General features: G+C 71.2%; 12 protein-coding genes. 11 read left to right on the top strand and 1 reads right to left on the bottom strand.

Annotated elements, in window-relative coordinates; genetic code table 11:
• Positions 1 to 77: 77 nt before the first annotated feature.
• The 10 genes from N6C22_RS07320 (at position 78) to N6C22_RS07275 (ending at position 12,827) form a co-directional block, all read left to right on the top strand.
• Positions 78 to 1,943, top strand: a complete 1,866-nt coding sequence (locus N6C22_RS07320) for an ATPase, T2SS/T4P/T4SS family (RefSeq protein WP_261650441.1) — start codon at positions 78 to 80, stop codon at positions 1,941 to 1,943.
• Complete coding sequence (locus N6C22_RS07315; protein WP_369684394.1) at positions 1,937 to 3,679, top strand: hypothetical protein; 1,743 nt, start codon at positions 1,937 to 1,939, stop codon at positions 3,677 to 3,679. The genes N6C22_RS07320 and N6C22_RS07315 overlap by 7 nt, the downstream gene beginning before the upstream one ends.
• A 402-nt stretch (positions 3,680 to 4,081) precedes the next feature.
• The gene (locus N6C22_RS07310) at positions 4,082 to 4,564 is read left to right on the top strand and encodes a hypothetical protein (RefSeq protein WP_261650439.1); all 483 of its coding nucleotides are present in this window, start codon (positions 4,082 to 4,084) and stop codon (positions 4,562 to 4,564) included.
• On the top strand, positions 4,542 to 4,979 hold the full coding sequence (locus tag N6C22_RS07305; RefSeq protein WP_261650438.1) for a hypothetical protein: 438 nt from the start codon (positions 4,542 to 4,544) through the stop codon (positions 4,977 to 4,979). Before N6C22_RS07310 ends, N6C22_RS07305 begins: the two co-directional genes overlap by 23 nt.
• Entirely contained in the window at positions 4,976 to 5,860 is an 885-nt protein-coding gene (locus N6C22_RS07300; protein ID WP_261650437.1) for a hypothetical protein, read from the top strand. Before N6C22_RS07305 ends, N6C22_RS07300 begins: the two co-directional genes overlap by 4 nt.
• Complete coding sequence (locus N6C22_RS07295) at positions 5,857 to 9,150, top strand: hypothetical protein (protein ID WP_261650436.1); 3,294 nt, start codon at positions 5,857 to 5,859, stop codon at positions 9,148 to 9,150. The genes N6C22_RS07300 and N6C22_RS07295 overlap by 4 nt, the downstream gene beginning before the upstream one ends.
• Positions 9,083 to 9,520 (top strand): DUF5791 family protein, encoded by a 438-nt coding sequence (locus tag N6C22_RS07290; protein ID WP_261650435.1) that lies wholly within the window; start codon positions 9,083 to 9,085, stop codon positions 9,518 to 9,520. Before N6C22_RS07295 ends, N6C22_RS07290 begins: the two co-directional genes overlap by 68 nt.
• A 61-nt stretch (positions 9,521 to 9,581) precedes the next feature.
• Positions 9,582 to 10,478, top strand: a complete 897-nt coding sequence (locus N6C22_RS07285; protein WP_261652541.1) for an SDR family oxidoreductase — start codon at positions 9,582 to 9,584, stop codon at positions 10,476 to 10,478.
• A gap of 45 nt (positions 10,479 to 10,523) precedes the next feature.
• Entirely contained in the window at positions 10,524 to 11,693 is a 1,170-nt protein-coding gene (locus N6C22_RS07280; protein WP_261650434.1) for a bifunctional oligoribonuclease/PAP phosphatase NrnA, read from the top strand.
• A gap of 45 nt (positions 11,694 to 11,738) precedes the next feature.
• Complete coding sequence (locus N6C22_RS07275; protein ID WP_261650433.1) at positions 11,739 to 12,827, top strand: aldo/keto reductase; 1,089 nt, start codon at positions 11,739 to 11,741, stop codon at positions 12,825 to 12,827.
• 63 nt (positions 12,828 to 12,890) lie between these two features.
• Here the strand turns inward: N6C22_RS07275 and N6C22_RS07270 are convergent, their stop codons facing one another.
• Positions 12,891 to 13,061 carry an HVO_0758 family zinc finger protein gene (locus tag N6C22_RS07270; RefSeq protein ID WP_261650432.1) on the bottom strand — a complete coding sequence of 57 codons (171 nt, stop codon included), beginning with the start codon at positions 13,059 to 13,061 and terminating at the stop codon, positions 12,891 to 12,893.
• A 164-nt stretch (positions 13,062 to 13,225) separates the two neighbouring features.
• Here N6C22_RS07270 and N6C22_RS07265 point away from each other — a divergent pair, with 164 nt between their 5' ends.
• A complete protein-coding gene (locus tag N6C22_RS07265) occupies positions 13,226 to 14,398 on the top strand; it encodes an MFS transporter (RefSeq protein ID WP_261652540.1) in 1,173 nt (390 codons plus the stop codon).
• The last annotated feature ends 2 nt before the right edge of the window (positions 14,399 to 14,400 follow it).

Genomic DNA, 14,400 nt, shown 5'->3' with positions numbered 1-14,400 from the left:
TCGGGCAGGTCGCTCGCCGACCGTCCCCGCCCCGTCTCGTCCCCGAGTTTAAATCCGAGACCGCGGCCACCGCCGGTATGTCACTGCACTCGCTGCTCGGCACCGGCACCGACGACCCCTGCGGCTGCACCGTCTCCTTCGAGGGTGACCGGCTACTGCTCGACGCGACAGACTGCCCCGGCGGCGACCTCGCGACCGACCCGGACTGCCGGGCGACCGCCATCGTGGCCCTGGAATCCCGAGACGCCGAGCGCGTGGTCGTCAGGGCCGCCGGGCTGGAACGGGCCTACGAGGACGACGCGGCCGCGTTGCTGGTCGCAGCCGGCCGGTTCGCCGACGCGGCCGCCTTCCACGACCCGGTGCTGGCGGGTCGTACCCGGACCGACCCACTGCGCGCCGCGGCCGACGCGACGGCTCGGGCAGGCCCGGTCGCCGACCTCGTCGCCGAGACCGGCCTCGCGCTCCTCGCAGACCGGGCCGCCGGCTACGAGGACGCATTGCGCCCGTTCTCGGGGCCACCCGTCAGCAAGGCGCGAATCGCGGCGTCACTCCCACCCGGTGCGACGCTCGTCGCCACGCGCGAGGCAAGAACCGATGCGACCGTCCGGGAGTACGAGGACGCCACGGGCCGGCGGTGCTACCACCTCGAACCCATCGAGTCACGGCTCGACGAACCGGCCCTCGAGACACTCGCGGACGCCTACGCTCACCTCGCCGATGGCCGAATCGACGGGGCGGCGCGAGCACCAGGGCGGGCGGTCCGGGCGGTCGCCGACGACGCTGCCCCGGTCGAGACCCTCACTCGCATCCTCCGCAAGCACACCCGCGAGTACGGCGTCCTCACCGACCTGTTCGGCGACCCGGCCGTCTCGGACGTGTTCGCCTCCGCGCCGGTCAGGGAGACGCCGCTCCGTGTCACCGCCGGGGGACACACCATGCCGACGAACGTCCGGCTCACCGAGGCGGCGGCAGGCGCGCTGGCCTCCCGGTTCCGCCAGGAGAGCGGGCGCGCCTTCTCCCGGGCCAGTCCGACGCTCGATGCCACGGCCGAGATGGCCGGCGACCCGGTTCGCGTCGCGGGCGTCACCCGCCCCGTCAGCGATGGGTACGGGTTCGCCTTCCGGCGGAACGGGCGCGACGCCTGGACCCTCCCGCGACTCGTCGCCGCCGGGAGCCTCACCGCCGAGGCGGCCGGCTTCCTCTCGCTGGCGGTCGCGCGTGCCGCCGCGATACTCGTCGCCGGGACCCGCGGCGCAGGCAAGACGACGACGCTCGGGGCGCTGCTGTGGGAACTCCCGCGCCAGACCCGAACCGTCGTCATCGAGGACACCCCGGAGCTGCCCGTCTCGGCGCTCCAGGCTGGCGGGCGCGACGTACAGGCCCTCCACACCACCACCGGCGACGGGCCGAGCGTCGCCCCCGACGAGGCGCTCCGGACCGCCCTGCGACTCGGTGAGGGCGCACTGGTCGTCGGCGAGGTCCGGGGCGAGGAGGCCCGCGTCCTCTACGAGGCGATGCGGGTCGGCGCGAGCGGGAGCGCGGTCCTCGGAACCATCCACGGCGACGGCGGGGCCGACGTGCGCGAGCGCGTCGTCGCCGATCTCGGCGTCCCCGAGTCCTCCTTCGGCGTCACCGACCTGGTCGTCACCTGCCGCCCCGTCGAGACCGACACCGGAACCCAGCGTCGGGTCGCGAGCATCGAGGAGGTCCGGACCGGTGCTGATGGCGTGCACTTCGAGTCCCTGTTCGAACTCGACGGGACGACGCTCGCCTCGACCGGCCGGATCGACCGCGGCGAGAGCGCCCTCGTGGCATCGCTCGCCGGACCGACGGAGACCTACGCGGACGTCCGAGCGGCCCTCGCCGACCGGACAGACCAGCTGGCAGCACTGGTCGCTGACGGGCGAACCGACCCCGCAGACCTGCCGGGGGAACCGTGTTGAGCGGCCTCGGGACGTGGTCCTGTCGACATCTCGCCCGGGGCTACCCCTGGCCCGTCGACCCCGGCGACGACCTCGGGCAGGCCCTCGCGTTCCTCGAGAGCGACCTCGCCCCGGAGACGGTGACTCGAGCGGGCTACGTGACAGCCGCCCTCGGCGCGGTCCCCGTCGCGGTCGCCGGTACGGCCCCCGGCTTCGCCCCCGCCACGGTCCCGGTGGTTGCACTCGCGGTGGGCCTCGCCCTCGCGCACGCGGTCCACTCGATTCCCGTCTGGCTGGCGAGCCTCCGGCAGACCGCCGCGCTCGGCGATGCCCCGGACCTCGTCGGTCGCGCCGTCCTCCGGATGCACATCGAGCCGACAGCCGAGGGTGCAGCCGCCTTCGCCGCCGAGACAGACGACGGCCCGCTGGCCGCCAGTCTCGGCCGCCACGTCCGCCGGGCAGCCGGAACCCCAGAAACCGGGTTCGGGTCGTTCGTCGCGGCGTGGCACGACGCCTTCCCGGCCCTCCGGCGCGCACTCCACCTCGTCGAGGCGGCGGCCGACGCGCCAGCCGGTGAGCGCGTCCGGACCCTCGACCGGGCGATGACGGCGGTCCTCCGGGGCACCCGTGACCGGCTCGCCACCTTCACCGCGACCGTGCAGGGACCGGTCACCGCCATCTACGCCTTCGGCGTCCTGCTCCCGCTCGCGCTCGTCGCGGTCCTGCCTGCGGCCCGGGTCGCCGGAATCCCGGTGACGCTCGGCGCACTCGTCGTGATATACGATGGGCTGCTCCCTGTCGGGCTCGTCGTCGCCAGCGCCTGGCTGTTCACCCGACGGCCGGTCGCGTTCCCGCCACCGGCGGTCACGCGGGACCATCCGGCCGTGCCGGACCGCCCCTGGCGAGCGCTGGCTGCCGGCGGGGTTACGCTGACGGTGGCGGTCTTCGCCGTTCCCCTGCTCGCACCGGACTGGCTGGTTCCACTGGTCGCCCCCGCACTCGCCACGGGCGTCGCGCTCTCGGTCTGGTTCCGCCCCGTCTCGACCGTCCGGGACCACGCGACGGCCGTCGAGTCGAACCTCGTCGACGCGCTCTACCTCGTCGGCCGTCGGGTCGCCGAGGGCGACGCCGTCGAGGCCGCGCTCGACCACGCAGCGAGCGAGGTCGCCGGGGAAACAGGAGCCGTCCTGACCGAGGCGTGCCGCCGCCAGCGACAGCTCCGGGTCGGCGTGCGCGAGGCCTTCCTGGGCGAGCACGGCGCGCTCGCAACCGTTCCGAGTCCCCGCGCCCGAAGCACGGCCGCGTTGCTCGGACTGGCTGCCGACGAGGGCGCGCCAGCCGGGCGTGCCCTCGTCTCGATGGCCGACCACCTGGAGGACCTCCAGGCCCTCGAACGCGAGTGCCAGCACGACCTCGCCCGGGTGACGGGGACCCTGCGAAGCACCGCGACGACGTTCGGGCCGCTGGTCGCCGGTGCGACGGTCGCGCTCGCGGACGGGATGCGACTCGACGGTGGGACAGGGTCCCTGGCGGGTGGCGACCCGGCCGCAGCCACCGCCCCAGCCCTCGCCACGGCCGACCTCGGGCTCGCCGTGGGTGCCTACGTTCTCGTGCTCTCGGTCGTCCTCACCGTACTCGCGACCGGACTCCAGCACGGGCTGGACCGGAGCCTCCTGGGTGTGCGCGTGGGCCGGGCCCTCCCGACCGCGGCGCTGGTGTACCTCGGGGCGTTCCTGGCCGCCGGGGCGGTGGTGTGAACGACGGAAACCGAATTGCCACTGTGGCGCGCGCTGGCGAGCGTGCCGGGCGAGGCACGGAGTGCCTCGAAGCGAACGGCGATAGCGCGGAACGAAGTTCCGCGAACCATTCGAGCGGGCCGAGAGCCCGCGAGAAGAAGCCGTGAGCAGGCCGCGAGCCAGCGGTGCGCGAGGGACGACCGGAGCGAAGCATCGCGGAGCGGAGGGAGTCGGCTGGGGAGGCTGTGGTGCGGTCTCCATCTCCGCCAGCGCGAGCACGACGCTCGTCGTCACCGCCCACCAACGCCACCACGACCCACCAACGCAACTACGTCCACACAGGCCCCATCGACAGCGACGAGACCATCCCTTGCTTCCAATCGCAGCCAAGCCTTCAAGTACGAACCCGCGGCCAGACGCGCCATGCCAGACCTCCCGATAGACGCGTGGTACTGCTGGGTCGGCCTCGCGGCGGCGAGCCTCGCCGTCGCAGGCGTGGCAGTCGAACTGCCGACCAGACCCGCTCCCGACGCGGCGGCCGCCGCCGACACCGTCGACGCGGTCGCGGCCGCCTCGTACCCGACCACGGCAGAGCACCCGATTGACGCGAGTGCGATCCGCCTCGACACCCACCGCCTCTCGCTCCGGAACGCCGGCGGGGCCGCCCACGCGCGCTTCGCGTTCGGCCCGGTCGTCCCCGTCACGACCGGTACCCGGCTCCACCGGGTCGCGACCGGCACGCCGTCCGAGAGCGTGTTCGACTCGCCAGCGGCCTTCGCCGAGGCCGTCGCCGAAGCCCGGACGCACGCCAGCGCCGGCGAGCCACGGTGGCGACCCGCCGGGAGCCGACTCCTGATCACCCGCGTCCACTGGGAGGGGACGAATGTCACGCTGGTCCATGCGTAGCGGGCAAGCCGCGACCACAGACTGTCGGGGGCAGCTGGAGCCATCGGCCGCGCTCGTGGCCGTCTTCGCCGTCTGTGTCGGCCTCGCGCTGTTCGCCGGGACGCTCGATTCCACGCTGGCGCGGGTCGACGGCGGCGACGAGGTTCGTCGCGACCTCGCGACGCCCACGCTCGGGCAAGCCCACGCCGCAGTCGCGCCCGATGGCATCGCGAACCCGGAGCGCCTCGCTGCCGCCGCGGCTACGGCCGGTCCCGACGGTTACCACGTCGCCGTCACGCTCACCGCCGAGGGCGAGCGCTGGCGGGCTGGTCCCGCCGCGCCGCCGGACGTTTCGACCGCGGTCCGACCGGTCAGCGTCCGACTCGACCCGGGCGTCGTGGTCAGTGGGACCCTGCGCGTGGAGGTGTGGCCGTGAGACCTGGCGAGCAGTCACGGGGGGTCAGTACGGTCCTCGACGTGACGCTCTGCCTGCTGCTCGTCTCGGCGAGCGTCCTCGTGGTCGTGACCGCCGAGCGTCCCGACCGCTCCGACGCGACCGGAGCCGACCACGCCGTCGAACTCCTCGGCGCCACGACCGCGACGGTCGAGTACTCCCTCGCGCCGGGAGCACGGCGAGCTGACCAGTCGCTCGTCTCGTTCCCCGACACCGAGGGCGAGGCGTTCGACCGCCAGAGCCACGGGTCGCTGGCCGACCTGCTCGCCCGCGCCGCCATCGCGAACGCCACCGTCGACGGACAGCCCATCTCGCACGCTGGCAACGAGTTCGAGCGCGCCGTCGCGAACACGACACACCGACGACTCGGCGGCCTGGACCATGACTGGCAGGTCGTCGCGACCTGGGAACCGACCGGCGAAGGCCCGGTTCGCGGGCAGGTCACCGTGGGAGACACACCGCCGGCGTCCACCGACGTGCACGCGGCGAGCGTCCGGGTCGCGGTGGGGCCAGTGGTCGACACCTCCGCCCCCGACGACTGGAACGACCTGGCCTACAGGACGGCCTCGTGCACGATTGGAACCCTGTTCCCGCCGGACCGGGGCCACCTCGCCCTGCTCGGCGACTACCCGGGCGACCGCCTGACCGCGTACCGGTACCGCCGCGCGGCCGGATTCCTGGGGACGGACCTCGACGGCACACTCGACGAGGCGGCGGCCCATCGCGCCAACCAGCGACTGACCGCGGCCCTCGCGGGGCGGGTCGAACCTGCGCTTCGCAGTCGATATGACTCGCCAGCCACGGCAGCCGACGCGATTGCACCAGGGACCGTCGTCGTCACCGTCAGGACGTGGTCGGCGTGAGACTGGCAGATGACGAGCGGGCGCGGGTCCCCTTCGCCCTCGTCGGCGTCCTTCTGCTGGTCAGTAGCGCGACGCTGGTCGGCACGCTCGCGACGCGAGCACCCGGCGGGGCAACCCCACAGGCGGACCTCGCCGCAGAACGGGCCGATACCGCAGTGAGCACCGCGCTCCGGGGCGCAGTCCGGCGGGCGAGCGCCAACGCCGGCGCGAACCCCGTGCTGTCGACCGCGGACACGCCCTACGGCCGGATTCTGAACGATTCGGCACCGTTCCGTGACGTGCTTCGCCTGCGAATCTACCGGCAGGTACAGACCGCGCTCTCGGAGGTCGACGTTCGTGTCGGGGACGCCCACGCGATGGCGAGTCTGCCGCTCATCGCCGACCCGACCACGGCACGGCTGGCGAAACACCGAGTCCACCTCGAACAGACCGGCAACGGGACCATGCGAGTCCGAATCGAGAACGTCACCGTCAGGGTTCGCGTCGGCGGCCGGGTCGTCGCCGTCGAGGAACGGACGGTCCGGTTCACCGCCGCGACCCCCGTCCTGCTCGTCCACGAGCGCGTGACCGACTTCGAGGCCCGGCTGAACCGCGGCCCGACGGAGGGACCCGGTTTCGGTCGGCAGTTCGCCGCCCGCCTGTACGCCTGGGCATGGGCGCGAGGCTACGTCCAGTACGGCACCAGCACGGCCGGCAAGCAGGGCCAGGACGGCGGTGTCGTCTCGAACGTCCTCTCCACCTCGTACGTCTCGCTCTCGGCGAACGAGGCCGCCCTCGCGACACAGAAGGGAAGCTTCGGCCGCCCGGACGACGCCGGGAAGCGCGCACTCGGGAGAGCCCGTGCCCGCATCCTCGCGAGCGAGGTCATCGGACAGGCACAGTCCGTCGAGACCGGGGTCTCACCTGAAGAGTGGCTGGATCTCGTCCTCGGCGACCCGGGCGGGACGCTCGCCAACGCCGGGCCGGATATTCCCGCGCCGACCGAGCCCGAGACGACCGCCAGCGACCCGGTCAGGGTCGGTGTCAACGAGAGCGCTGACGACGCCTTCAGGGACCTGTTGGCCGAGAGTGGCGACGGCTCCGAGTCGGACTCGCTCGCCGACATCGTCCGCGAGACCTACAGCGCGGACGTCTCTCTCCGGGCGAGCGTGACTCGCGTCGCCCACGAGCCGGAACCGGAACCCGAATCGCCGGGAGAGGGGTGGGAGCTGGTCGGGACCAAGGAATTCGAGTCGGCGGCTGTCGAGTCTGGAGACGCCACGCTCCCGGCTCCCCAGCACGGGCTGTCCCGCCTGCAGACCTACGAGCGCGTCGTGAACGTCACCCGGACGACGCGGTGGCACTGGCGAGCTGCGAACCGCTCCGCCGACCTGCCCTGGAACGCGAGTTCGCCCGAGACCCGGGTGACAGCGGTGACCCACAGCAGTCGCTTCCGGGTCGGGCTGGCGGTCGTCGCGACTCCCTCGCCGGGCGCAGCCGGCCCTGACAGACCCATCCGGGGTGTGTTCGAGCAGCCCGGCCCACTCGGTGGCGGGAATCTGGTCGACGTGCGGGCCCCCGCAGGGGACCTCGTGGATTCGCGCGGCGGCCCTGACGCCCTTGCGCGCCGGGCCGTCACCGCAGACCTCGACGAGGGCTCGACCCGACTGTCCGGCGAGCCCCCAGCAGGAATCGAGTCGTTCGTGTACGCCGGGCTACCCGAACTCAGAGAGACCGTCCGGAATCTCTCGGTCGAACGCGCCCGCGGCGACCTCGCCACGACCGCGACTCCAGCACTCGGCCTCGCGAATCGGATACGGGAAAGGCAAGCAGAACTCGTGGAGGCGCCAGCCCGGTACGACAGCGTCGCCGAGCGCGCCCGAACCGCGGTTCGCGTCGCCTACCTCGACCACGTCCGCGCGGAACTGCGCGAGCGCGCTGACGCGACAGCCCGGAGCCGGCAGGGCCTCGGGTCGGTCCTCGGAGACTACGGCCTCTCCCTCGACAGCCTGGCGGCGACGATGGATGCCCAGGAGCGGGCGACGGTCCCCGAGAGCCGGTCCTTCGGCCACGGCGGCCCGACCGGGCCGGTCCAGTTGGCGGTCGACGGCGTCCCGTCGTACCTGGTGGTGAACGAGGTCGAGAGCCATCGCGCACCGGCCATCCGCTCCTCGGGCTTTCACCCCCTCGCGGCGCGGAACATCAACCTGTTCACCGTCCCCTACGGCGACGCGGGCGACACCGTGGTCGACGCATCGACCGGGGACGCCGACACCTCGACCGTCGACCTGCGGGTCGCGACGCGAGCGCTGGTCGCGATGGAGTACGCGAGCAGTCTCGTCGAGGCGGAAGCAGCAAACCGGAAGCGGGCCGCACTGGAAACCTCGGTTTCGGACTCGCTCTCGGGCGTCCAGGACCGCGTCGCGGCCGACCTCGCGGCCGAGACCGACCTGAACCGACCGGACGCCGAGACGGCGGTCGCGGCGGCCCTGGACCGCTGGCCGACGACCGGCACGCGAGCACAGGCCGCGGTGAACGGCTCGCTTGCGCCCGCGGTTGCGGACACGGTGCTCGCCCAGTCGCCCCGACCCAACACCACCCGCTGGCGCGACGAACTGACCGTCCTCGCGCGAGTGTCGATACGAGACGCCGTCCGGTCAGAGACCGCCAGAACGGACGAGGCGGCCGTCGCGGACGCCGTGGGCTTCCTCCGGGCGAAACAGGACACGCTGGCCAAGGCGGCCAACACGGCGGGGGCAGCCGAGTTCGACCGCGGGGCGCGGGCGTCCCGGTACGGGAACGAATCGAAGCTGTCGGTGTTCGCGGGCCTGCCCCTCGTCCCGTTCTACTCCTGGGTCGCCACGGCGAACGTCTGGGTGGTCGACGTCCGCGGGACCTACGCCCGGTTCACCGTCCGGGCGCGCCAGGGCGGCCCCGACGACCCCGGTGGGTCGTTCGTCTACAGTCGTGACGGCGGCCCCGTCGCGGTCGACCTCGACGGCGACGGCGTCCGGGAACGACTCGGCCGGGCCGACCGCGTCACCTTCGAGAATCAAGTCGGCGTGCTGGTGGTCGTCCCGCCCGGCAAGAACGGTGTCGGCGACTTCGACGGGAACATGGACGAGCGCTCGCCGGGCTGGCCCTGTCCCGGGCCGACGGTGTGGCCGCCGCGCGAGTCCACGAACACGACCGCCTCGACCGGATGCAGCAAGCCCTTGTACCGGCCCACCGAAGCGTCCGCTCATGTTCCACGAACAGCGGATGGACGTGTCGGGGCTGTCGCCGGCCGACCTCGAAGCCGAGTACGCTGAGGACCTCGCCGCGGTCGTCGACAGCGTCGGTATCGACACGGTCGTCGGGTCGACGGGCCTCGACAAGTCGAGCGTGAAGGCACTCGCCGAGGGCGACCTCCCCGAGGATTTCAGTCTCGAAGAGGCCGCGGAAGTGCAGTCGCTGGCCGACGGTGTCGCCGACCCCGAGACCGTGGTCACGATGGCCTGCGAGCACCTCCTGCTCGGCATGACGACCGGCGTGATGGACATCGAGACCGTGGCGGCCGACCTCGACGGCTCGCTCGACCTGGACCCGACCGAGGTCCAGCAGAAGATCGAACGCCGCGCCCCGATGTCGTTCCACGAGTTCGTCCACATCCAGCACGTCATCGCCAGCAAACAGCCCTGAACTGGCGGCTTTTGTCACACAACGGTAGCGGTATCAGTGGGGACTCCCAACGTCCGTGCAAATGCGTGTCGCGATTCTCGGCTGTGGGTACGTCGGGCTCGAACTGGGACGACAGCTGACCGAAGCTGGCCACGAAGCCATCGGGGTCAGACGCTCCGACGACGGAATCGCCGCCATCGAAGGGTCTGGATTCACCGCGGTCCAGGCGGACCTGCTCGATGCGGACTCGCTCGCGGCGATACCGGACGTCGACGCGCTCGTCTACGCGGCCAGCACCGGTGGCCGTGGGGCCGACGCGGCCCGCCGAATCTACGTCGACGGGATGCGGACTGTGCTCTCACACTTCTCCGAGCGCGAGGACCCGCCGGAACGGCTGGTCTACACCTCCAGCACGGGTGTCCACGGCGACCATGACGGCGACCTGGTGGACGAGGAGACGCCGCTCTCGCCGACCACGCCGAAGACCGAGGTGCTGGTCGAGGCGGAGGAACTCGCCCTCGGCGCGGGCGAGGAGTTCGGCATCGACGGGACCGTCGCCCGGTTCTCGGGACTGTACGGCCCCGACCGCTACCGGCTGGAGCGCTATCTTGAAGGGCCGGTCACCGAGGGCTACCTGAACATGGTCCACGGCGAGGACGCTGCCGGTGCAGTGGCGTATCTCCTCACCGAGGACCTCGCTCGCGGCGAGGTCGTGCAGGTCACCGACGACGAACCCGTCTCGAAGTGGACGTTCGCGGACTGGCTGGCCGAACAGGCCGCGGTCGACGAGCCGCCGAAGCAGACCATCGAGGAGCGCCTCGCGCAGGGCGACCTCTCCGACGCAGGTGAACGTCGACTCAGGACCTCGAAGCGGTGTTCGAACGAGAAACTCCGGGCCCTCGGCTACGAGTTCAGGTACCCGACGTTCCGCGAAGGATACCGTCACGCGGTCGATTTGTACCGTCAGAGACACGCTTGAGGGGCTTGGGGAACCTTCTTACCGGTCGCCCGTGAGAACTGGAATATGTGGTTCGCTGCCACCCCGGCGACCGTGAGTTCCCGTGTCGCCGGCGTCGTCGACTCCGCGCCGAGTGACCCCCTGGTACTGGGTGGGCTCGTCGCGGCCGTGCTGGTCCTCGGGCTCGGCGGCTGGGTCGGCCTGAAGCGACTCCGCCGGACCGATGGCGAGAAGTTCCTCCGGGCGATTCGCAAGAACGACGCGGTCAGCATCCTCCTTCATCCGAACCCGGACCCGGACGCGATGGCCAGCGGGATGGCCGTCGCACAGCTCTGTCGACACGCCGGGGTGGACGCGACGCTGCAGTTCCCCGGCGAGATACGCCACCAGGAGAACCGGGCCTTCAGAACGGTCCTCGACCTCGAGGCCGAACACATCGAGACGGCCGCCGACCTCGCCGGCGACGCGGTCGTCCTCGTCGACCACAACACGCCCCGCGGCTTCCAGGGCTCGCAGGGCGTCGAACCGTACGCGGTCGTCGACCACCACCCCGGGAACGGCACCGGCACCGCGTTCACCGACATCCGGACCGACTACGGCGCGTGTGCGACCATCTTCGCGGAGTACTTCGACGAACTCGACGCGTCGGTCGGCAACGGCAACGGTGACGGTGTGAGCCTCCCGCCGCGCACCGCGACGGGGATGGTGTACGGCATCCAGTCCGACACCAACCACCTCACGAAGGGCTGTTCCTCCGCGGAGTTCTCCGCCAGCAGCTACCTCTACCCGGGTGTGAACGAGGACCTGCTCGACCGCATCGCCAACCCGCAGGTCCCCCGGGAGGTCCTGAAGACGAAGGCGAAGGCCATCCACGAGGTCGACGTCGACGGTCCGTTCGGCGTCTGTGACCTAGGCGCGATACCGAACGTCGACGCGATTCCGCAGGCAGCGGACGAACTGATGCACCTCGAAGGTGTCTCAGCGGTCGTCGTCTACGGCGAGAAAGACGGCACCATCCACATGTCGGGGCGGTCGCGCGACGACCGGCTGCACATGGGCGAGGCGCTCCGGACCGTCGTCGCGGACATCCCCATGGCCGAGGCCGGTGGCCACGCCCGCATGGGCGGCGGCCAGATCTCCAAGGACCATATGGAGGGTCTCGGCCCCTCGAAGGGCGTCTCGCGCGACCAGTTCAAGCAGCGGCTGTTCGACGCGCTCGCCGGCGAGCGCCAGTGACCGCCGAACGGACGGCTTTTCTTTCCCACGACCGAACCGACGGCCATGGTTACGAGCACGGCGACGTGGGCCTACCGCGACGCGTTCCACGAGTCGTTCGGCCGGACGTACTTCCGGCGCTTCGGCGACAGCCTCGTGTCGAGCATCGGCGTCGGGACGTACCTCGGTGACCCGACGGACGAAGTCGACGAGCGCTACCACGAGTCCATCGTGAAAGCGCTGGAGTCGGGCATCAACGTCGTCGACACCGCCATCAACTACCGCTGTCAGCGCTCCGAGCGCGTCGTCGGCGGGGCGGTGCGCGAGGCCGACGTCGAGCGCGACGCCGTCCTCGTCTCGACGAAGGGCGGGTTCGTCCCGTTCGACGGCGAGCGCCCCGCCAACCCGGGCCAGTACGTGCAGTCGGAGTACGTCGATTCGGGCATCGTCGACCCCGACGACCTCGTGAGCGGGTGTCACTGCATCGTGCCGGGCTACATCGCCGACCAGCTCGACCGCTCGCTCGACAACCTCGGGCTGGACCACATCGACCTCTACTACGTCCACAACCCCGAGACGCAACTGGTCCAGAAGTCACACGAGGAGGTGTACGACCAGCTGGAAGCGACCTTCGAGCTGCTGGAACGGCGCGCCGACGAGGGCGACATCCAGCACTACGGTGTGGCGAGCTGGGAGTGCTTCCGTGTCGGCCCCGGACACGACTCCTACCTCTCGCTGTCGGAGGTCGTCGGGCGTGCCCGGTCGGCCGCCAAGACCGTCGGGAACGCGGCGACGCACTTCCGCGCGATTCAGCTTCCCTTCAACGTCCACATGGCCGACGCCTTCACCGTCGAGGGCCAGTCCTCGGCCGATGGCACCGTCAGCACCCTCGCGCTCGCCCACCAGGCGGACCTCGACGTGTTCACCAGCGCGTCCATCCTGCAGGGCGACCTGACGAGCGAGTTGCCGGACGAGGTGGCCGCGAAGCTCGCGGGTGATTCAGTAGTTCAACAGGCAATCAACTTCGCGCGGTCGGCCCCCGGCGTGACGAGTTCGCTGGTCGGCATGAGCCGCCCGGAACACGTCGAGGAGAACGTCGCCGCGGGGACGTTCGACCCGATGGGCGCGGACGCGTTCGACTCGACGTTCGAGTGAGCCGTCGCTCGACAGCCACGGCTCCCGACTCGAAACAAGAGAATCGCCCCCGCGACCCCGTGATTATCTGATCTCTTTCCACTCGCCGCCACAGTCCGGACAGGTTCGTACCGTCCCGATGGCGTCCGGGTCGTTCTTGGTCTTCAGTGTCTTCCCGCACTCTGCGCAGTTGAGACGTTCGTACGTGTCCTTCTCGAGCGTGCCGTCGCGTAGGGCTTTCCTGACCGACTTCATAAGCGGCGCTACGATGGGGGAGGCCAAAAGTACCGTGGTGTCTCGGCTTTCGATTCGAAAAGTTTGAATCGACCCGGTCGATAGGTCCGAACGTGACTGCACGGACCGACACACGTGATGGCGACGAGGTTCGTCGCTGGCGTGTGTTCGGGTCGCTCTGTGCGATGGTGTTCCTCGTCAACTTCGCCCGCGTCGTCTTCGCACCCCTGCTCGACCCGTTCCGGGCGGCGTTCGGCATCACCTCGGAGGGGGCCGTGGGCCTCATCGCGACGCTGGCGTGGGTCGGCAGCGCCCTTCCCAGGATTCCGACCGGCTACCTGCTGACCCGGGTCCCCCGGCACCGGGTGGTCCTCGGGACCGGCGTCGTCCTCACGGTCGCGACGACGTTCACCGCCTTCGCCGGGTCCCTCACGCTGGTCTACCTCGGTGCGTTCCTCATGGGCCTGGCCAGCGGCGCGTACTTCATCGCCGCGAACCCGCTCGTGAGCGAACTGTTCCCAGAGCGCGTCGGCCGCGCCATCGGCATCCACGGGATGTCGAGCCAGCTCGCGGCCGTGGGCGCGCCGCTGTTCGTCGGCCTCGTGTTGCTCCGGGAGTCCTGGCAGGTTCCGGGGCTGGGCGAGCTGGCGGCCTGGCGCGTGGTGATGCTCACCCTCGCGGTCGTGGCCGCGGTGACGACCGTCGCGTTCTACCGGGTCGCCAGCCGCTCCGCGATGCCGACTGCCGGGGCCGACGACCGGAACCTGCTGGTCGCGCTGAAGCGCCAGTGGCGCATCATCCTGACCGGTGTCGTCGTCCTCGGCGGGACCGGGTTCGTCTGGAACGGGCTGTTCAACCTCTACGTCCGCTACCTCTCGGTCGCGAAGGGCCTCGCGCCCGCGCAGGGTCGCACCCTGCTGACGCTGGTGTTCCTCGCTGGTGTCCCCGCGTTCTTCCTCACCGGCGACCTCGCGGACCGCATCCCGCACGTCCCCCTGTTACTCGGCGTTCTCGGGGCGTTCGCGGGCTGCCTGCTGGCGCTGACGTACGTCTCGGGCTTCCTCCCCATCGTGGTCGTCACCCTGGTCCTCGGCTACGTCGTCCACTCGACGTTCCCCGCGATGGACACGTTCCTGCTCGGGTCGCTCCCCGACGAGAACCGGGCGTCGGCGTACGCGCTCTACTCGGGCGTGGTGATGCTCGTCGGGGCCACGGGGAGTGTCACCGTCGGCGCGCTCGTCGACCTCGGACTCCAGTACGACGAGGTGTACCGCGGCTTCGCGGTGATACTCGTCGCCATCCTCGGCATCCTCGTCGTCCTCTACCGGCTGGACCGGCTCCCGACCGGTGCGGACTGACT

The organism is Haloarchaeobius sp. HME9146 (assembly GCF_025399835.1).
Lineage (GTDB): Archaea > Halobacteriota > Halobacteria > Halobacteriales > Natrialbaceae > Haloarchaeobius.
Note: the sequence above shows the minus strand (reverse complement) of the source record. Positions and strands in the feature narration are given on the sequence as shown.